Raw genomic sequence first — 14,943 nt, 5'->3', positions numbered from 1 at the left:
TCGTCGGGGGCGCAACCCAAATGCAGATCGAGGCGGATCAGTCGTTTTGTCCGGTGTGCGGCGCTGCTCGCCTGGTATTTTCCCCGGTCATCCATCACATGGTCTGCGCTTATGTCGGCCCGCAGTTTGATTTTGCGGAGACACCGGCAGGCCTCACTTGCCCGAAATGCCGCAGGGAGCTGCGCGTGAGCGACGCCGAGATTGTCGGGACAAGCGCGCGCTGCGCCAATTGCCACGCGGAAATGATGGTTTCCCCGCCAGCTGCGTAAGGGTCAAATCTGGACAGGCCTGCGCTGTCGAACCTTATCGCCGCGCGGCGCGGCCAAATGCCGGTCGCGTCCTTGATTGGCCTGCGATCATGCTTGCAGTCTGTGAAGAAGTTGGCCCAACCGCTGGACAGGAGCGGCCGCCTGCACCTCGTCTACGTGCCAGTTCGACGGTCCGTTCTTGACACCGGTTCTCACTTCGCTTGGGCAGTATCCGAACGCGCGCCTGAAAGCGCGGCTGAATTCTGCGCCATCACAGAAACCGTATTCGTCGGCAATGTCGAGAATTCGACGGCGGTCATTCGGATCGGCGAGCGCTGCGTGGGCCGCCAGGAGGCGCCGATGCTGGATATAGTGCACGACCCCTCCGGAAGCTTCGAAAAGCCGGTAGAGCCGGGAGCGCGATATCCCGAGTTCGCGTGTCATTTGCTCAATGGACAGATCAGGCTCGAAAAGGTGGCGCTGCACGAATCGACGGGCGCGCTCGAGCAAGGTGGCGGAGATCTGGTCATGGGCTTCGGCGAGAAGGTCCGAGTATGGTGCGATGCAACCGTGTAGCATCGCGCGGGTCGCACTGAGCAAGTCAGGAAGATCACCAACATCCATCGTAGGAAGTCTCTGGGCGAGGCTGGTCAGGTAGTCGACAAACAGCGGTCCCATGCCCCCACGAAGCACGGAGAATTCGGCGGCGTCGAGACCCCACCCCATGTCGCGGCAGAAGTCGCGGGGTACGAAAAGCAACAGCATTTCGCTGTCTGTAACGCTTCCCTCGAAGACACCGCCGAGCGGATGCACCTGCACCGATCCGGCGTCCCCGTCGAAGGACCGGGAGGGAGTGATCGTCTGCGATCGGCCTTCCTGGATAAGAGTCACCAACCAATGATCGATGGGATCTCGGCGAATGTGGCCCGCCAGACTGGTGAAGTCCAAACCATCGGTGCTGACCTCAGCCAGGGCAAGATCGCCCAGGTCCCAGATGACCTGCGTGCCGGCGAAACCCGCCGCCGTGTCGCTCGGCTCGGCAAAGTCGAGCATGGTCGCGAAGCTCTGGCGCCACGCGGCAAATTGATCCTTCCGGGGCAACTCGCGGGTCGAGAATTCGAAGCGGGGAATTGAAGTTCGTTGCGGGATGACGGGCGCAGGATCAGCCGTGATGCGAGCCGCGGCTCCGCCGATCGCATGCCCGTTCAACCCTGCCGGAGCCGTTCTCGCCATGTGGGAGATCACGACGGAACCCTCGACGGCGCGAGCAATGAGCATGGGATGAGCAAGCGGGAGAGCGAGACAACTTCTCGACTGGAGTCATTCAACAACCCCGCCGTCGTGACACGGTGTTGAAGCCCCATATGCATTAGGAATGAATAATATATATTCTTTACGGCGCAGTCGACATGCGCCAGACACGCGAGAAAACCCATCGGAGACATCTTTCTGCCAAAGAACATCTCCCCGCATAGGCATCAATCTAACCTGAATTGCCTGAAAACTCAAGTTTAATCGCCTGATTAATCGCTCCGCTTCGAGGACGGTATAGTTAACGGCATCGACAGACATCAAGCCGATGAAGATCCCCCAGACAGCAACGTTGCGACCCAGCGTGTTGACTTCTCGTGCGCGCACCATGTGACCACAACGATCAGGATCGGCACGCCGATGAAAGCCCCGGGCACCCCCCACATGAAGCTCCAGAAAAACACCGAAAACATAACGGCGAAAGGCGAGATTGCCAGCGATGTGCCGGTCAGGAATGGCTCCAGATAGCTGCCAATGGCAAATTGAATGACATTCAGGCCGACGAACACAAACAGCGCCAGCTGCCAGGACCCCGACTGCGCGATGGCGAACAGGGTCGGGAAGATCGTAGCCAGCAGCGGCCCGACAAAAGGGATGTAGTTGAGCGCAAAGGCGATTGCCGCCCATGCGCTGGCGAGTTCAAGCCCGGCAGCAAGCGCAAACACCCACACGACCAAGCCCGTCATGACGCACGCAATGCTGCGTACAACCATGAAGCGGCGAATCTTGCCACCAATTTCGCTGCCGATATGCAAGAGCGTCTCGCCATGCGGCTGGGCCGACGTGGAAAGCAGACGACATCGCAGGTCGTCGGCTTCCAACAGGCCAAGCATCACGAAGATAAAGGTCAAAACCGCAAAGCCCGCGATGCTGTTCAGCCGCATGACCAGGCCGCGCGTCAGGCCGATCAGCCTGGATATGCTGAAAAGGTCTCCCAACGGGCCGACAATTGCGATCCCGTGATTCTCCAGCCAGTCCACCCAGTGAGCGTAGATCGCCTGCAGTTGGCTGGTATTGTAGAACAGCCATTGCGATAGTTCGCCGAGCCCCCAGACAATCGCCGAGCCCACGACGACGATCACTAGAACGGTAAGCAGAAGTGTAGTCAGCAAGGCTGCCAAGCGCGGGATTCGTCGCTGCAGAGCCGTCTGAATTGGCCATGCCAATGCGATCACGAACAGTGAGAATGCAAGGGGCATGAGAATTGATCTGGCGAAATACAGCGCGGCGAGAACGAGGATGGCGGTCGCAACCGGGTTGACCGCACGGCGGTTGCTCGCTTCTGCCACGTTTGCCTTCTCGCTTTTCGAGCGCGGTCGCCGCGATCTTGTTTCACTCACGCGTGGTGGTTCTCCAGCACGGACTCATGGAAGTTTTTCGCGCCGGAGAAAACCGACCCTCATCCTGTCGACAGGCTCAGCGGCAACGGCCGGCATGGACGCGCCGAAAGCCGTCCGCGCGAGCCAGGCATTCGTTGGAAAACGTGCGCGAGCGCCCGCCTCTGATTGCGCAGACCGGAGCATACTGGAGGGTGCAGGCTACCGGCCGTTTTGGTTGCGACATGCGGCACTCACCATTCCTCACGATCCGGAATCCTTGAGCGCGGGCCATGCACGCGTTGCCAAATGTCCGCAGCCTTTCGCCGCGCCGACCACAAACGGGCGCGTGTACCAGGCTGCAGGCTTGCGGCCGATGCGAAATCGGATGGGACTGATCGACAGCCACGGTACATGCGGACAACAACGAAGCGACCAGCAGCCACGTGCTCGGGCGGGCAAATAGACATTGTATCTGCTTCATCTAACCTCTCCTTCGGGTCACCCTCCACGCCCCGCTCCACCCACGGCAATGGCAATGGCAATGCTCGCGGTTAGGACGAGGCCGCCTGACAATCCCGCAATGCCAATTCCGACAAGGACTGCCGGGGTAAGGACGCCAACGCCTCGCGCCGTGGCATCCACTGCGCTCTCGACTTGTCCGACAAACCGGGCGACGCCTGGCAGCTGTCCGGCCAGCCAGGTCAGGGCGATTCCGCCGGTCGCGCCCGTCAAGGCATCGACCTTTGCGCCCAGACCAAGAGCCGTCCATCGCCCCAAAGCGAGACCGGCCGCTGCACCGCAGACGCCCTCTATGGTGAGTACGACCGCGGTCTCGATTGCGCCCATCATTCTTTGTCCACATTGCCAGGCGATCGGCTCACGCACTTCCTGAGCGGCGCGAAACCTTCTGGTTTACACAGCTGCGGACGCCTGACTGAGCGCCTCGCGCAGGATTCGCTCCTTCGTCTCGTCCAGCGATGTCTTGAGTACGACGCCACCAAATCCCTTGATCGCGTTCAGCACCTTGTCGGCGGTCATCCCGTGAACGAGCACGAACAGGGCGGCATTTCCCGGCTGCAGGCTGGCTGACAGATCCTTCATGAAAGCATCGTTTATTCCGACGTCGGTCAGCGCGCCGCCAAGCGCGCCGGAGGCAGCCCCAATCGCCGCACCGACGATGGGATTGAGGAAAATCACACCTATGAGCATACCCCAGAAGCTTCCCGACACGGCACCAGCGACGGTCGTGTTCATGATCTGATTGAGCTTCACATTGCCGGCTTCCGTCTTGGTCGCAATCACGGCGTCTGTCAGGTTGATGAGGTATTCCTTCTGCAATGCAAACAGGCGCTGGCGCACCTCTTCCGCCTTGGCTTCGGTGGGGTAGACTATGGCGATCAGGTCGGACATGAAGCCTCCACTGCGATACTCGATGGGATCGAGATGCGCCCTCAAGATTGCGAGATGCCACTTTAGGTCTCTCCCGCAGCGAAGAAATTAGCCGGGAGTCCCGCGCCTTGGCGGTCCGTCCCTTTTTGATTGCAGCCCAGGATGACGGAAGACCTTCGACTTGCGCCGGATCACCGCACGCGATTACCTCATCTCAACGGTACGCGGCCGTCACATATCCGGAGGTCTGCATGAAGCGGCATTGGCTGATCGGGCCGTGGTATTCGCTCTCGGCCGGTGGCCTTCTTCTCGGAACGCTGTTCTTTGCCGCCTCGCTTACCCCGACGCTGCTTCCGCGGACCTTTCTGACCCAAGGTGTGCTTTCGGGATTCGCCCTGGCCGCGGGCTATGGCATCGGCGTGTTCGGCCAGTGGCTTTGTGTCTACCTGGAGTTGCCAGCGCCGCGAGGCCTGAGCGCCGCAAAGCTGGTCGCCGCCGTCGGATGTTTGGTCGTCGCGTGCATCTTCCTCTGGTGGGCGGCGCAATGGCAGAACTCGATCCGGAAGCTGATGGGTCTCGACCTTGTCGAAAGCGCGCATCCGCTCAAGGTTGGTCTGCTCGCACTGGTGACGTCCGCTCTCGTCATTGCCCTGGCATGGCTCTTCCAGCAGACGGCCCGCTTTGTTTCCACGAGGGTCAGCCGCTTTGCGCCGAGGAGGGTTTCGAACGTCGTCGGCGTGATCGTCTCGGTTGCACTGTTCTGGTCGATCACCAGCGGCGTGCTGTTTCGTGCGGCGTTTCACTTCGCGGACTCGTCCTACAGGCAATACGATGCACTGATCGAACCGGAGACGGCACAGCCAACCGACCCCTACAAGACCGGCAGCAGCGCCTCATTGCTCGATTGGAGCGAGTTGGGACGGGCGGGGCGCGAGTTCGTTGCCAATGGGCCGACGGGCGAAGAAATACACGCTTTCACCAACAAGGAGGCGCTGCAGCCGATCCGCGTCTATGTCGGGTTGCGATCCGCCGATAGTCCGGAGAACAGAGCGCGGCTCGCGCTGAATGAGCTGATACGGGTCGGCGGTTTCAAGCGTTCGACGCTGGTCGTCGTGACACCCACCGGAAGCGGATGGATCGATCCGGCGGCGATGGACAGCCTGGAATATCTTCACAACGGCGATGTCGCGAGCGTGGCGGTACAATACTCCTACCTTGCCAGCTGGCTGTCGCTGCTTGTGGAGCCTGACTACGGAGCCGATACTGCGCGGGCCCTCTTCCAGGATGTCTACGACTATTGGATCAGACTTCCCAAGAATAGCCGCCCGCGGCTCTATCTGCATGGTCTCAGTCTTGGGGCGATGAACTCCGAACGATCAACCGACCTGTTCGACGTGGTCGGAGATCCTTTTCAGGGCGCGCTGTGGAGCGGACCGCCTTACCAGAGTAGCCTTTGGCGTTCGTTTACCAGGGACCGCAATCCGGGCTCGCCTGCCTGGCTTCCCCGGTTTCGTGACGGATCGATTGTCCGGTTCATGAATCAGGAAGGCGTGGCAGCGGCTCCGGGCTCCGTTTGGGGGCCGATGCGAATCGTCTATCTCCAATATGCGAGCGACCCGGTGACATTCTTCGACTATCGCGATCTCTACCGCGAGCCGGATTGGATGAAGATCCCGCGCGGTCCGGACGTCTCGCCTGAACTGCGTTGGTACCCTGTGGTGACTCTCCTGCAGCTCACGCTCGACATGGCCATGGCAACGACCGCGCCGATAGGCCACGGACACGTCTATGCGCCAGCCCACTACATAGATGCCTGGATCGAGGTGACGAATGTTCAGGGGTGGTCCTCGGCGCAGATAGCGGAATTGAAACGACATCTCGGTCGTTTGCCCTGACGGGATGCGTTCCTGGAAGTCGCTCACAAACCCAGACGCGATCACCTGCACGGCGCCTCGAAGATTCGCCCGTTCCGATCCCGGAATCGACAATATCCACGCCGGTCGGCCGCCGCTCCGATCAAGGTACCCGCAACGGCCCCGATTGCACCGCCAACGACCGCATTTCGCACGTCGTTACCGCCAGCTGCCGTGCCGAGCGCGGCGCCCCCGACTCCTCCGATTACAGCGCCTTTTTCCGCGTTTGTGCAGCCTGCCAAACCTGAAGCGACTGCAAGAGCAAAAGCCAATTTCCTCATAATGTCTCCTCCTGGTTACCTCGCAATCGCCAGCAGTGGCCCACCCGGTGGGCGGAAAGCGTCTGCCTAGCCGTCATCTTGCTCATTCGTGCTTGTCAGCCTTTTATGAGTGCGCCGACGAAACCGGCCAGCACAATCAGGACAAGACCTCCGAGCAGCCCTGCTATGCCGGCTCCGATCAACATGGTCGGCGTCAGGCCTTCGGCGTGGTGGCCGATCAGGGGCCCGACACCCGGGATCCGGGCTGAGGGCCATACAAAAAGCAGACCGCCGATGCCGCCGATTATGCCGTCGGCTATCCAGCCAAGGCTGAAGCTTGGCACCCGGCGGGCGAGCGCAATTCCGCTAGCCGCGCCGCAGACAAACTCTACGACCAGCAATGTGCTTGCGACCCCCGACATGGCTAAGCGAACTCCACCATAGAAGCCTGCGTCGCTGCTTCTGCGGACGCTCGAGCGGGCGCATCGCACAGAACCTGTTCCCGCAGCGTACCGAGTTGTTGCACGCAAGCACTCTATCTGCGCGGACGCGTGAAGAAATTAGCCGAAAATCTCGTAGCTGGGCTCTGCGTCTCTTTGTGAATGCCGACAGCCCAGAGGTGATCCAGCTACGCTGATGGCTTCGAACAGCTCATGCCGCTCCGGATTTCGAAGTTCACACGTCGCGCCTAGCGAAGAACCGGTATTTCTGCGAAATTTGGCCCATTGGAGAGGACGAAACCATCACGGCCTCATGCACGCGTTTGACAATCGCCGGGCCTCGGAGGTGAGAGAGAATCGCCGCCTGCACTGGCATTTTGGCGTTCGTCTGCTGCACTGGCTGACCGCGATCGCGCTCGCGGCGCAGATCGCCATTGCCTTCGGACCGATGAACGGGCCGGGCATGGCGACGATGAACTGGCTTCCGCTCCACATGTCGATCGGCGTGACGATCCTTGCCACCATCGTCCTCAGGCTTTGCTGGCGCGTCTCCACCCGGGCCCCTGTCAGGCCAACCTCACGGTTCATGCGGTTTGCGACCACTTTCTTCCACGTGTCTCTCTACGCCGCGATTCTCGCCGTCCTGATAACGGGATGGCTGGGCTACCGGCCGATGCCTTTCATGCCTCCCGCACGGCTTTTTGGAACCTTGCCTGTGCCGTTGGCGCCATCCGTCGGCGCGCTGTCGGCGAGGGGTTTCGCGCTCATCCATGCAAAGCTGGTTTGGATATTGCTTGGACTTGCCGGCGTTCACATCCTGGCTGCTCTGGCGCATTTCGCGCTGTTGCGCGATGGGGTCATGCGAAGCATGGTCTTCAGTCGGTCGGACACGGCCTCGCGGGGATAGAACATACCGCTTGCGGGCGACGATGAGGGCGGCTGTTCACGCCATCGCCCATAATCCCCCCGCAACGATCACCGCATAGCGTGCGGCCTTGCCTATTGCGACAAGAGCGACGAACACACCGAGGTTCACGCGTGCCGCGCCCGCCGCGATGGTGAAGGCATCTCCGACGACCGGCAGCCAGGCAAACAGCAGTGTCCATTCGCCAAAGCGCCGGAAGATTCGGCTTGCCTGCTCATAGCGATCGGGAGTGACGGGGAACCAGCGCCTGTTCCGGAGCGAGTCGATGCCACGCCCCAGAACCCAGTTCACCACGGAGCCGAGCGTGTTGCCGACCGTGGCCACCATAAGGAGCAGTCCCGGATCACCGCGGCCCGCGACGATCAGGCCGGCGAGCACCACTTCCGATGAGACCGGCAGGATGGTTGCCGCGAGGAACGCGCTGAGGAACAGCGCGCCATAAAGCGCCACCACGCCTGACTATGCCTGCACGTCGACAATGCCCATCATGCCGAGCTGCTCGTGCTCGAGGATGTGGCAGTGATACATCCTCGGCCCCGGCCGGTCCTGCCGCAGCAGCAGCCGCACCGTCTCTCCGCGCGCGACGTTGACGGTGTCTTTCCAGGCGCGATAGGCCGGCTTTGATATCTCGCCGCCGCGCTCATGCTCGACCACCTGGAACTGCGTCCCATGCACATGGAATGGATGATCCATGTCCGTCTTGTTGACGATCTCCCAGAGTTCGACCTGTCCAGCCTTGGCGACGACGTCGACGCGCTTTATGTCGAAAGCGGCGCCGTTGATCAGGAACCCCATCTCCATGCCGGTGGCGTTCATGGTCATGGTTTCGGTGAAGACGAAGCGTCGGCTGACGGCAGGAGCGCCGAACTGCGCGATCGGCCGCAGCCTGTCGGGCAATGGCGGGGCCGGCTCGGCCGGCGTCTCCGAAACATTGACCGTGAACAGCGCCAGCCCGGCGTCGGCAGGACGTCCAGCACCCATCCAGCCGCGATCGTAGTCGAGCGTGGACAGCGTCGCGGTGCCGGGCTTCTCGAAGGAGACAATCAGCTCAAGCCGCTCCGCCGGGCTGAGCAGGATGTCGTCGGCCGCGACTGGCGCCTCCAGCAGACCGCCATCCGTTCCGATGATCGTCATCGGCGCGCCGTCGAAAGAGAGCCGCAAAAAGCGCGCGTTGGTCGCATTGTAGAACCGGAAGCGCCGCTTCGTGCCGAAGGGGACCGTCAGCACCGGATTCTTCTGTCCATTGACCAGCACATGGTCGCCGACGCGCCCGTTCATCAGGTCCGTCATCGTGCTGTCGGGCAAGGTGCCATCGGCCGCAAGGCGCAGGTCGGTGAACACCAGCACGGTGTCGCCATAGGCGGCCGGGATCGGATCGGCCTTCGGCTTGACCACGAACGCTCCGGCAAGGCCGCGATAGACCTGCTCGGCCGTCTTGCCGTGCGGATGCGGGTGGTACCAGTAGGAGCCGGCGCTGCCTTCCGGCAGATCGAAGCTGTAGGTGCGATCGGTGCCCGCCGCGACCGGGTCCATCGGATTGCCGTCCTGGTCGGCCGGCACCGGCATGCCGTGCCAATGGATGGTGCTTGCCTCGTCAGCAATCCGGTTGGCGAAGGTGATCTCGACGCGGTCGCCCTCGACCGCTTCGATCAGCGGCCCGGGGCTGGTGCCGTTGTAGCCGAGGATCGGCGTGTCCAGCCCTTCCGCAAAACGCGCCGTGGTGGACTCAGCCGTCAGCTTCGCCTTGAACAGGCCGGGCGTATCGGCTTCGTTGGCGAGGCGGGACAAGTCGCGAAGGGCTTCTCCTTCCGGCAGCACGGCCGCGCCTTGCGGCGCGGCGCCCATATCCATGCCGGGCATGTTGTCCATCTTCATCTGGGCGGTGGCACGCTGGCTCACGAGAACCGTCGCAAGACCCGCCGCCAGAAAACCGCGTCGATGCATCCGTCGTCTCCTCGATCAGCCATTGAATGCCAAGGGCGATCCTAAGAAGACCGCCGATGCCCGGCCGGGTCAATGCGGCGTTTGGGCAAGCTGGTCGGCCCAGCATCATCGCCATTGGAAAGCTCTTCGATGATCGGCAGTGCGGGCGACCATCGCGCCAAGGATCCGCCATGGGCGCCGACCATCAGCAGCCCACGCGAACAGGCCGCTTCAGCCAATCCTGACCACAAAATGCTTCGTCACCGGCTCGACGATCTTCCAGGTTCCCTTGAAATCGGCTTCCACCACGAAGGCGTCACCTGGGCCCACCTCGACCGGTGCGCCACCGTCGGGCGTGATGATGATGCGGCCGGCGATCATGTGCACGAACTCGTAGTCGGTGTAGGTCGCGTGATAGGTGCCCGGCGTCGCTTGCCATGTGCCCGACATCACCTTGCCGTCCTCGGTCGTGTGCTGGACCGCGGTCTTCATGGTCGGCTTGCCCTCGACTACGACCCAGCCGGCAAGGTCGCCGGCTTCCGCGTTCTCGACGGAGCCGAATTTGAGGATCGTCTTGCGTGTCATGCCCTGGGCTCCGTCTGGTCCGTTGTGCTGGCATCATGTGCCTGGACGGTCAGATAGCCGATGCCCCTGCCGCGGGCAATGGCGGCATCGTGCGCCGCGTGACGCGGCGCTACATCCGGTTAGACGGCGGGTTACGGTTTATGCTGCGCCGAGACAAGCTCGGCCTTGCGCCGCGCCGTCTCCAGTCCGAGGCCGATGAAGGCGCGGGCATGCTTGGCGAGCGCCATGTTGTCGGTCCACAGATTGCGCCAGATGGCGGTTTTCTTCGACAGGTTCTCATCGACGATCTCCGACGAGAAGGATTCGAAGCTGAGGTCGTCGCTGTAGCCGATGGCCGTCAGCGCATCGAAGACCGCGGCGAAGTCGATGTTGCCGGTGCCGAGGAAGCCGCGATGGCTCTCGCCGATATGGACATAGCCGATCTTGCCTGCGGCGTGGCGGATGGCTATCCCGACATCGGCCTCCTCGATGTTCATGTGGAAGGTGTCCAGATGCAGGAAGATGTTGTCCGAACCGGTATCCTCGATGAAGGCCAGGCCTTGCGCGGCGGTGTTGAGCAGGTTGCTTTCGAAGCGGTTGACGATTTCGAGGTTGAGCGTGACGCCGGCCGCCTTGGCCGTATCGGCGACCTTCGCCAGCGTGGCAGCGCTGCGGTTCCATTGATCGCGCGTCGGCGCCTCGACCTGCAGTCCATGACTGGCCGAGAGGATACCGCCGACCTTCTGGCCGCCGAGATCGCGCGTCAGCGCGATGGTGTTGTTGAGGATGTCGGCACCGCGCGCGGCAACCGCCTTGTCAGGGCTGGAGATGTCGCCGTCGGCCGGCAAGCCGATGCTGATCGCCACGCCGAGCCCGAGATCGGCGATGCGCCTAGCTAGCCTGCCGATATCGACATTGGCGGGATCGAGATAGGAGAACTCGATCAGGCCGAAGCCAGCCTCCCTGGTGTTGGCCAGCGTCCGCTCGAGCTCGGCCTGCGCCGAACTTGCCGACCAGACGAAGGAATGGATTCCGATGCGCGACATGATCGTCTCCGGTTTGCGGACGGGAACGGGCGCGGCCGGGTCAAGTCGGCCGCGCCCATGTTGGTCGGATCGGCGGGCCGTGATCCAGCCCTTGTGGTCCTTCAGGCTCTCGGCGGTGATCAGCTTCGAGCCGAGCAGCACGGTTGCCTCGGACGGTTGTGCCACATTCCACCACCGGCTGGCGTGCCGTCTCGGCCTTGGCGGTCGCGGTCATCGCGTGCCTCCCGCCGCTACGCCGGCAATGCCGCGGTCCATGGCGAAGGCGCGCCAGTCGTCACGATAGCCGGCCAACCCCGTAAAACCCGAAGCGCGCACCGGCTGCGGCACGTCCGCGGCGAATTCGCGCCCGACGCTCTCGAAGGCGAGCGCAGCGGCACCCGTGGCGCTGCCTTCCAGCGTGGCACCCTGCAGGAAGGCCTGGCCGGGACGCAGTTGCGCCAGCAGGCTGGCGAGCAGGCCGCCATTGTTCAACCCGCCATCGACGATGACGGTGTCTAGCGAATGGATGAGATCGAGCGAAAGGTCGACCATCAGCGCCACGTAGAGCAGCGCTACGGCCGCCCGTTCCTCGGCGCCGGGCGTACCGCCGATGATTTCGCCGGAATGGCCGGACATCGGTCCGCCGGGTGCGAAACTCGGCAGGGCCATGATGCCGGCGTCGATCACCCGCTGGATCGAGGACAGGGCGATCGTCCCTTGCCAGCCGCCGCTGATAACAGCGAACTCGCGTCCGCCCATGAAGCGGATGGTCGGCACCGGGCCGCCATCGACATCGACGTTGACCAGCATGTCGCGGTCACGGTCGAGCGCGTCGAGCGGGCAATCGGGATTGAGCACGATGACCCAGGTACCGGTCGAAACGACGGTGACCGGACCAAGCTCTTGCCGGCGATAGGCATGCAGCGCCGCATTCGAGTCATGGACGCCATTGTGGATGGCGACCGGTCGTGCCGTATCGCCGAGGCGCCGCTCGCCGATGACGGTACCGGCGCGTTCGAAGGAAGGCATCCGGCCGCGCCATCCCTGGGCATCGACCAGCGAGGAGAAATCACGCTTGCGTGGTGCCCACAAATGCGAATGGCAGCCGAGATAAGACACTTCCGAGACCGGCCGGCCGCCGAGGCGCCAGCTCCAGTATTGCGGATAGCCGAGGATCGCTTTCGCCGCCGCGAAAGCGTCGGGCTCGACCTCCTGCAGCCACAACATATGCCGGCCATAGTTGAAGCCGAGCGGCAGTTGCGGCGAGAAGGTTTCGGCGAAATCCGGAATGCGGCGATCGATCCGCGCGGCAATCCCGGCCGGCGGCTCCTGTTCGTAGTCGAGGATCGGATGCGTCAGCGCCGTCTCGTCGACCAGGGCAAAGGTACAGCCATGGCCCGACACCATCAGCCCTTCCACCCCGTGGCCGTCGACTGCGGCGGCGACGGCACTGAGTACCCAGTCGTGGAGCTCGGCCTCGTCGAGCACGCTGAAGCCGCCTTGGCGCACCCATTTCGGCTGCGTCCGGCGCTCGTCGAGGATGCGTCCGTCCTGACCGAAGACAAACAGCTTCGAATTGGTCTTGCCGAAGTCGAGCACCGCCACTTTCACTGGACTGCTCCCGAGGAAGGAGCGATGCGCACCATGACGCCGGCGTCCTCCAGCATGCGCGCATCGGTGTCGGAGAGGCCATCATCGGTCACCAGCGTGCCGATGCGGGAGAGCGGCAGGGCGACATTGCGCGCGTGGATCGACAGTTTGCGGCTGTCGGCCAGCACCACGATCTGGTCGGCGCACAGGCTGAGCTCGACGATGGAGCGCACCAGCAGCGGATGCGATTCCAGCACGCCTTCCTGGCCAAGGCCTTGCGCGCCGAGAAAGAATTTCGAGGCATAGAAGGGGATGCCCTGGGTGAGCGAGTGGATGATGCCGGGTTCGCGATGCAGTTCGCCGCCGGCAACCGTCAGGCTGCAATGGCCGTGATCGCTCAGATAGGCCGCGAGCGGCATCGAGTTGGTATAGAGGCGGATGTTGCGCTCGGCGAGCTTGACCCCGAGGTGGAAGCAGGTCGAGCCGCCATGGACGATGACCGCATCGCCGTCGCGCACCATGGTCGCGGCAAGGGCGGCGATCTGCCGCTTGGCCTCGACCGCGAGGTCGCGGTTCTCATCATAGGGCATGGCATAGGCAACGCCCTGCGAAGCGCCGTCAAGCGCCGAGATGCCGCCATAGACCTTCCGCGCTTCACCGGCCTCGTCGATCTTGTCGATGTCGCGCCTGACCGTCGCCGCCGAAACGCCAAGCCGCTCCTGCAGCTCGCGCACCGAGGCGAACGGGCGATCCCGCAGCAGTTCGACGATCTGACGCTGGCGGCCGGAATCGCTCAACTCTTTCCTCCCGAATGCCCTCTTCCACGGTGACTGGCGAAACTTACTCAACATTGGCGCGATTGCAAAGCCAGTTTTGATGATATTAGATCATTGTTGACGTAGATTGCTCGTATCTGCGATATCAGCCCGACATCAATCCCGGTGACGGGATTTCGTGCGAGACACAGCCAAACCGTTGGAGGAAAGGCACCATGGCGACCCAAGCAGACGCGCAGGAACTGGCTGCCTTGCGCACGCTTTCGGCCAGCATCGGGCAGAGCCCGCACCTGACCCAGGCGGCGGGCGGCAACACGTCGCTGAAAGCCGGCGGCACCCTGTGGATCAAGGCCTCCGGCACCTGGCTGAAAGACGCGACCGCCAGGGACATCATGGTGCCGGTGGCAATGTCGCCGCTGCTCAAGGCCGTCGAACAGCGCGACCGCGCCGCCGACCAGCCGCTGGCCTTCACCATTGCTGCGCTCAACCCGCGCGGGCTGCGCCCGTCGATCGAGACCACGGTGCACGCCTTGATGCCGCAACGCGTCGTTCTGCATGTCCACTGTGTCGACACGATCTCGCTTGCCGTACAGGCCAACGGCGAGACCGAATTTGCCAGGCGGCTCGACGGGATCGAATGGGCCCATGTGCCCTATTTCCGGCCGGGCCTGCCGCTCGCGCGCGGCATTTCCGAAAGACTTCGGCCTGGTGTCGGCGTGCTGATCCTTGGCAATCACGGGCTGGTCGTCGCCGCCGAAACCGTCGCCGAGGCGGAGCTTCTGCTGCGCCGCGTCAGGTCGCTGCTGGCACGGCCGGCGCGCGCGACTGCCGCGCCCGACATTGCCGCCTTGACGAGGCTAGCCGGCGACAGCTTCTACCGATTGCCGGCGGATGTCGAAGCCCATGCGGTTGCCCTCGATCCGGAAAGCCGTCGCATGGCGGAGGCCGGCAGCCTCTATCCCGACCACGTCATCTTCCTCGGCCAGGGCTCTGCAGTGGCGAGACCCGGCGAGGATGTGGCGCGCGTTGTCGCGCGGCTGGGCAAGGCGCCAGCGGCGATCCTGTTCCCCGGCGCTGGCGTCCTGATGCGCGGCGATGCCGGTCCCGGCGCCGACGCCATGCAACGTTGCCTTGCCGACGTGACGGCGCGGGTCGATGTTACAGCGACGTTGAACTATCTCACTGATGCGGAGAACGACGAACTGGTGAACTGGGACGCCGAGCAATATCGCCAGAAGCTGAATGCCGCCGGTGGCTGAC

General features: G+C 63.1%; 16 protein-coding genes. 4 read left to right on the top strand and 12 right to left on the bottom strand.

Annotated elements, in window-relative coordinates; genetic code table 11:
- Window positions 1-20: 20 nt before the first annotated feature.
- Window positions 21-269, top strand: a complete 249-nt coding sequence (locus OOJ09_RS29055) for a hypothetical protein (RefSeq protein WP_269908497.1) — start codon at window positions 21-23, stop codon at window positions 267-269.
- An 87-nt stretch (window positions 270-356) separates the two neighbouring features.
- On the opposite strand, the gene OOJ09_RS29050 is transcribed toward OOJ09_RS29055, so the two are convergent.
- From OOJ09_RS29050 to OOJ09_RS29035, 4 genes are all read right to left on the bottom strand, one after another.
- Window positions 357-1,526, bottom strand: coding sequence for a helix-turn-helix domain-containing protein (locus OOJ09_RS29050; protein ID WP_269908496.1), 1,170 nt, complete (start codon window positions 1,524-1,526; stop codon window positions 357-359).
- A 293-nt stretch (window positions 1,527-1,819) separates the two neighbouring features.
- Window positions 1,820-2,848, bottom strand: a complete 1,029-nt coding sequence (locus tag OOJ09_RS29045; RefSeq protein ID WP_269908495.1) for an AI-2E family transporter — start codon at window positions 2,846-2,848, stop codon at window positions 1,820-1,822.
- 127 nt (window positions 2,849-2,975) lie between these two features.
- A complete protein-coding gene (locus tag OOJ09_RS32105; protein WP_269908521.1) occupies window positions 2,976-3,122 on the bottom strand; it encodes a hypothetical protein in 147 nt (48 codons plus the stop codon).
- Window positions 3,123-3,790: 668 nt separating this feature from the next.
- The gene (locus OOJ09_RS29035) at window positions 3,791-4,288 is read right to left on the bottom strand and encodes a DUF1269 domain-containing protein (protein WP_269908494.1); all 498 of its coding nucleotides are present in this window, start codon (window positions 4,286-4,288) and stop codon (window positions 3,791-3,793) included.
- 230 nt (window positions 4,289-4,518) lie between these two features.
- Between OOJ09_RS29035 and OOJ09_RS29030 the strand changes: the two genes are divergently transcribed.
- Window positions 4,519-6,162 carry an alpha/beta hydrolase gene (locus OOJ09_RS29030; protein WP_269908493.1) on the top strand — a complete coding sequence of 548 codons (1,644 nt, stop codon included), beginning with the start codon at window positions 4,519-4,521 and terminating at the stop codon, window positions 6,160-6,162.
- Window positions 6,163-6,203: 41 nt separating this feature from the next.
- Here OOJ09_RS29030 and OOJ09_RS29025 read toward each other — a convergent pair whose 3' ends face one another.
- On the bottom strand, window positions 6,204-6,461 hold the full coding sequence (locus OOJ09_RS29025; RefSeq protein ID WP_256752159.1) for a YMGG-like glycine zipper-containing protein: 258 nt from the start codon (window positions 6,459-6,461) through the stop codon (window positions 6,204-6,206).
- A gap of 95 nt (window positions 6,462-6,556) precedes the next feature.
- Window positions 6,557-6,862 carry a hypothetical protein gene (locus tag OOJ09_RS29020; RefSeq protein ID WP_269908492.1) on the bottom strand — a complete coding sequence of 102 codons (306 nt, stop codon included), beginning with the start codon at window positions 6,860-6,862 and terminating at the stop codon, window positions 6,557-6,559.
- A gap of 214 nt (window positions 6,863-7,076) precedes the next feature.
- Between OOJ09_RS29020 and OOJ09_RS29015 the strand changes: the two genes are divergently transcribed.
- On the top strand, window positions 7,077-7,787 hold the full coding sequence (locus OOJ09_RS29015) for a cytochrome b (RefSeq protein WP_269908491.1): 711 nt from the start codon (window positions 7,077-7,079) through the stop codon (window positions 7,785-7,787).
- 36 nt (window positions 7,788-7,823) lie between these two features.
- Here the strand turns inward: OOJ09_RS29015 and OOJ09_RS29010 are convergent, their stop codons facing one another.
- The 6 genes from OOJ09_RS29010 to OOJ09_RS28985 all read right to left on the bottom strand — a co-directional run bounded on the left by OOJ09_RS29010 (window position 7,824) and on the right by OOJ09_RS28985 (window position 13,704).
- Complete coding sequence (locus OOJ09_RS29010; protein ID WP_269908490.1) at window positions 7,824-8,258, bottom strand: YqaA family protein; 435 nt, start codon at window positions 8,256-8,258, stop codon at window positions 7,824-7,826.
- Between the two features lie 6 nt (window positions 8,259-8,264).
- On the bottom strand, window positions 8,265-9,749 hold the full coding sequence (locus OOJ09_RS29005; RefSeq protein WP_269908489.1) for a multicopper oxidase family protein: 1,485 nt from the start codon (window positions 9,747-9,749) through the stop codon (window positions 8,265-8,267).
- Between the two features lie 210 nt (window positions 9,750-9,959).
- Entirely contained in the window at window positions 9,960-10,313 is a 354-nt protein-coding gene (locus OOJ09_RS29000) for a cupin domain-containing protein (RefSeq protein WP_269908488.1), read from the bottom strand.
- A gap of 131 nt (window positions 10,314-10,444) precedes the next feature.
- Window positions 10,445-11,338, bottom strand: a complete 894-nt coding sequence (locus OOJ09_RS28995) for a sugar phosphate isomerase/epimerase family protein (protein WP_269908520.1) — start codon at window positions 11,336-11,338, stop codon at window positions 10,445-10,447.
- Between the two features lie 210 nt (window positions 11,339-11,548).
- On the bottom strand, window positions 11,549-12,928 hold the full coding sequence (locus OOJ09_RS28990) for an FGGY-family carbohydrate kinase (RefSeq protein WP_269908487.1): 1,380 nt from the start codon (window positions 12,926-12,928) through the stop codon (window positions 11,549-11,551).
- Entirely contained in the window at window positions 12,925-13,704 is a 780-nt protein-coding gene (locus OOJ09_RS28985; protein ID WP_269908486.1) for a DeoR/GlpR family DNA-binding transcription regulator, read from the bottom strand. The genes OOJ09_RS28990 and OOJ09_RS28985 overlap by 4 nt, the downstream gene beginning before the upstream one ends.
- Before the next feature lie 194 nt (window positions 13,705-13,898).
- On the opposite strand from OOJ09_RS28985, the gene OOJ09_RS28980 reads away from it, so the two are divergent.
- Entirely contained in the window at window positions 13,899-14,942 is a 1,044-nt protein-coding gene (locus OOJ09_RS28980; RefSeq protein WP_269908485.1) for a class II aldolase/adducin family protein, read from the top strand.
- The last annotated feature ends 1 nt before the right edge of the window (window position 14,943 follow it).

This window comes from Mesorhizobium qingshengii, assembly GCF_027563465.1.
GTDB classification, from domain to species: domain Bacteria; phylum Pseudomonadota; class Alphaproteobacteria; order Rhizobiales; family Rhizobiaceae; genus Mesorhizobium; species Mesorhizobium qingshengii_A.
Note: the sequence above shows the minus strand (reverse complement) of the source record. Positions and strands in the feature narration are given on the sequence as shown.

Coding starts and splice junctions, on each gene's coding strand:
- OOJ09_RS32105 (WP_269908521.1), bottom strand. CDS start 3,122: ATGTCGCAACCAAAACGGCCGGTAGCCTGCACCCTCCAGTATGCTCCG.
- OOJ09_RS29025 (WP_256752159.1), bottom strand. CDS start 6,461: ATGAGGAAATTGGCTTTTGCTCTTGCAGTCGCTTCAGGTTTGGCAGGC.
- OOJ09_RS29015 (WP_269908491.1), top strand. CDS start 7,077: ATGGCTTCGAACAGCTCATGCCGCTCCGGATTTCGAAGTTCACACGTC.
- OOJ09_RS29055 (WP_269908497.1), top strand. CDS start 21: ATGCAGATCGAGGCGGATCAGTCGTTTTGTCCGGTGTGCGGCGCTGCT.
- OOJ09_RS28995 (WP_269908520.1), bottom strand. CDS start 11,338: ATGTCGCGCATCGGAATCCATTCCTTCGTCTGGTCGGCAAGTTCGGCG.
- OOJ09_RS29000 (WP_269908488.1), bottom strand. CDS start 10,313: ATGACACGCAAGACGATCCTCAAATTCGGCTCCGTCGAGAACGCGGAA.
- OOJ09_RS29005 (WP_269908489.1), bottom strand. CDS start 9,749: ATGCATCGACGCGGTTTTCTGGCGGCGGGTCTTGCGACGGTTCTCGTG.
- OOJ09_RS29050 (WP_269908496.1), bottom strand. CDS start 1,526: ATGCTCATTGCTCGCGCCGTCGAGGGTTCCGTCGTGATCTCCCACATG.
- OOJ09_RS29030 (WP_269908493.1), top strand. CDS start 4,519: ATGAAGCGGCATTGGCTGATCGGGCCGTGGTATTCGCTCTCGGCCGGT.
- OOJ09_RS29020 (WP_269908492.1), bottom strand. CDS start 6,862: ATGTCGGGGGTCGCAAGCACATTGCTGGTCGTAGAGTTTGTCTGCGGC.
- OOJ09_RS28980 (WP_269908485.1), top strand. CDS start 13,899: ATGGCGACCCAAGCAGACGCGCAGGAACTGGCTGCCTTGCGCACGCTT.
- OOJ09_RS29035 (WP_269908494.1), bottom strand. CDS start 4,288: ATGTCCGACCTGATCGCCATAGTCTACCCCACCGAAGCCAAGGCGGAA.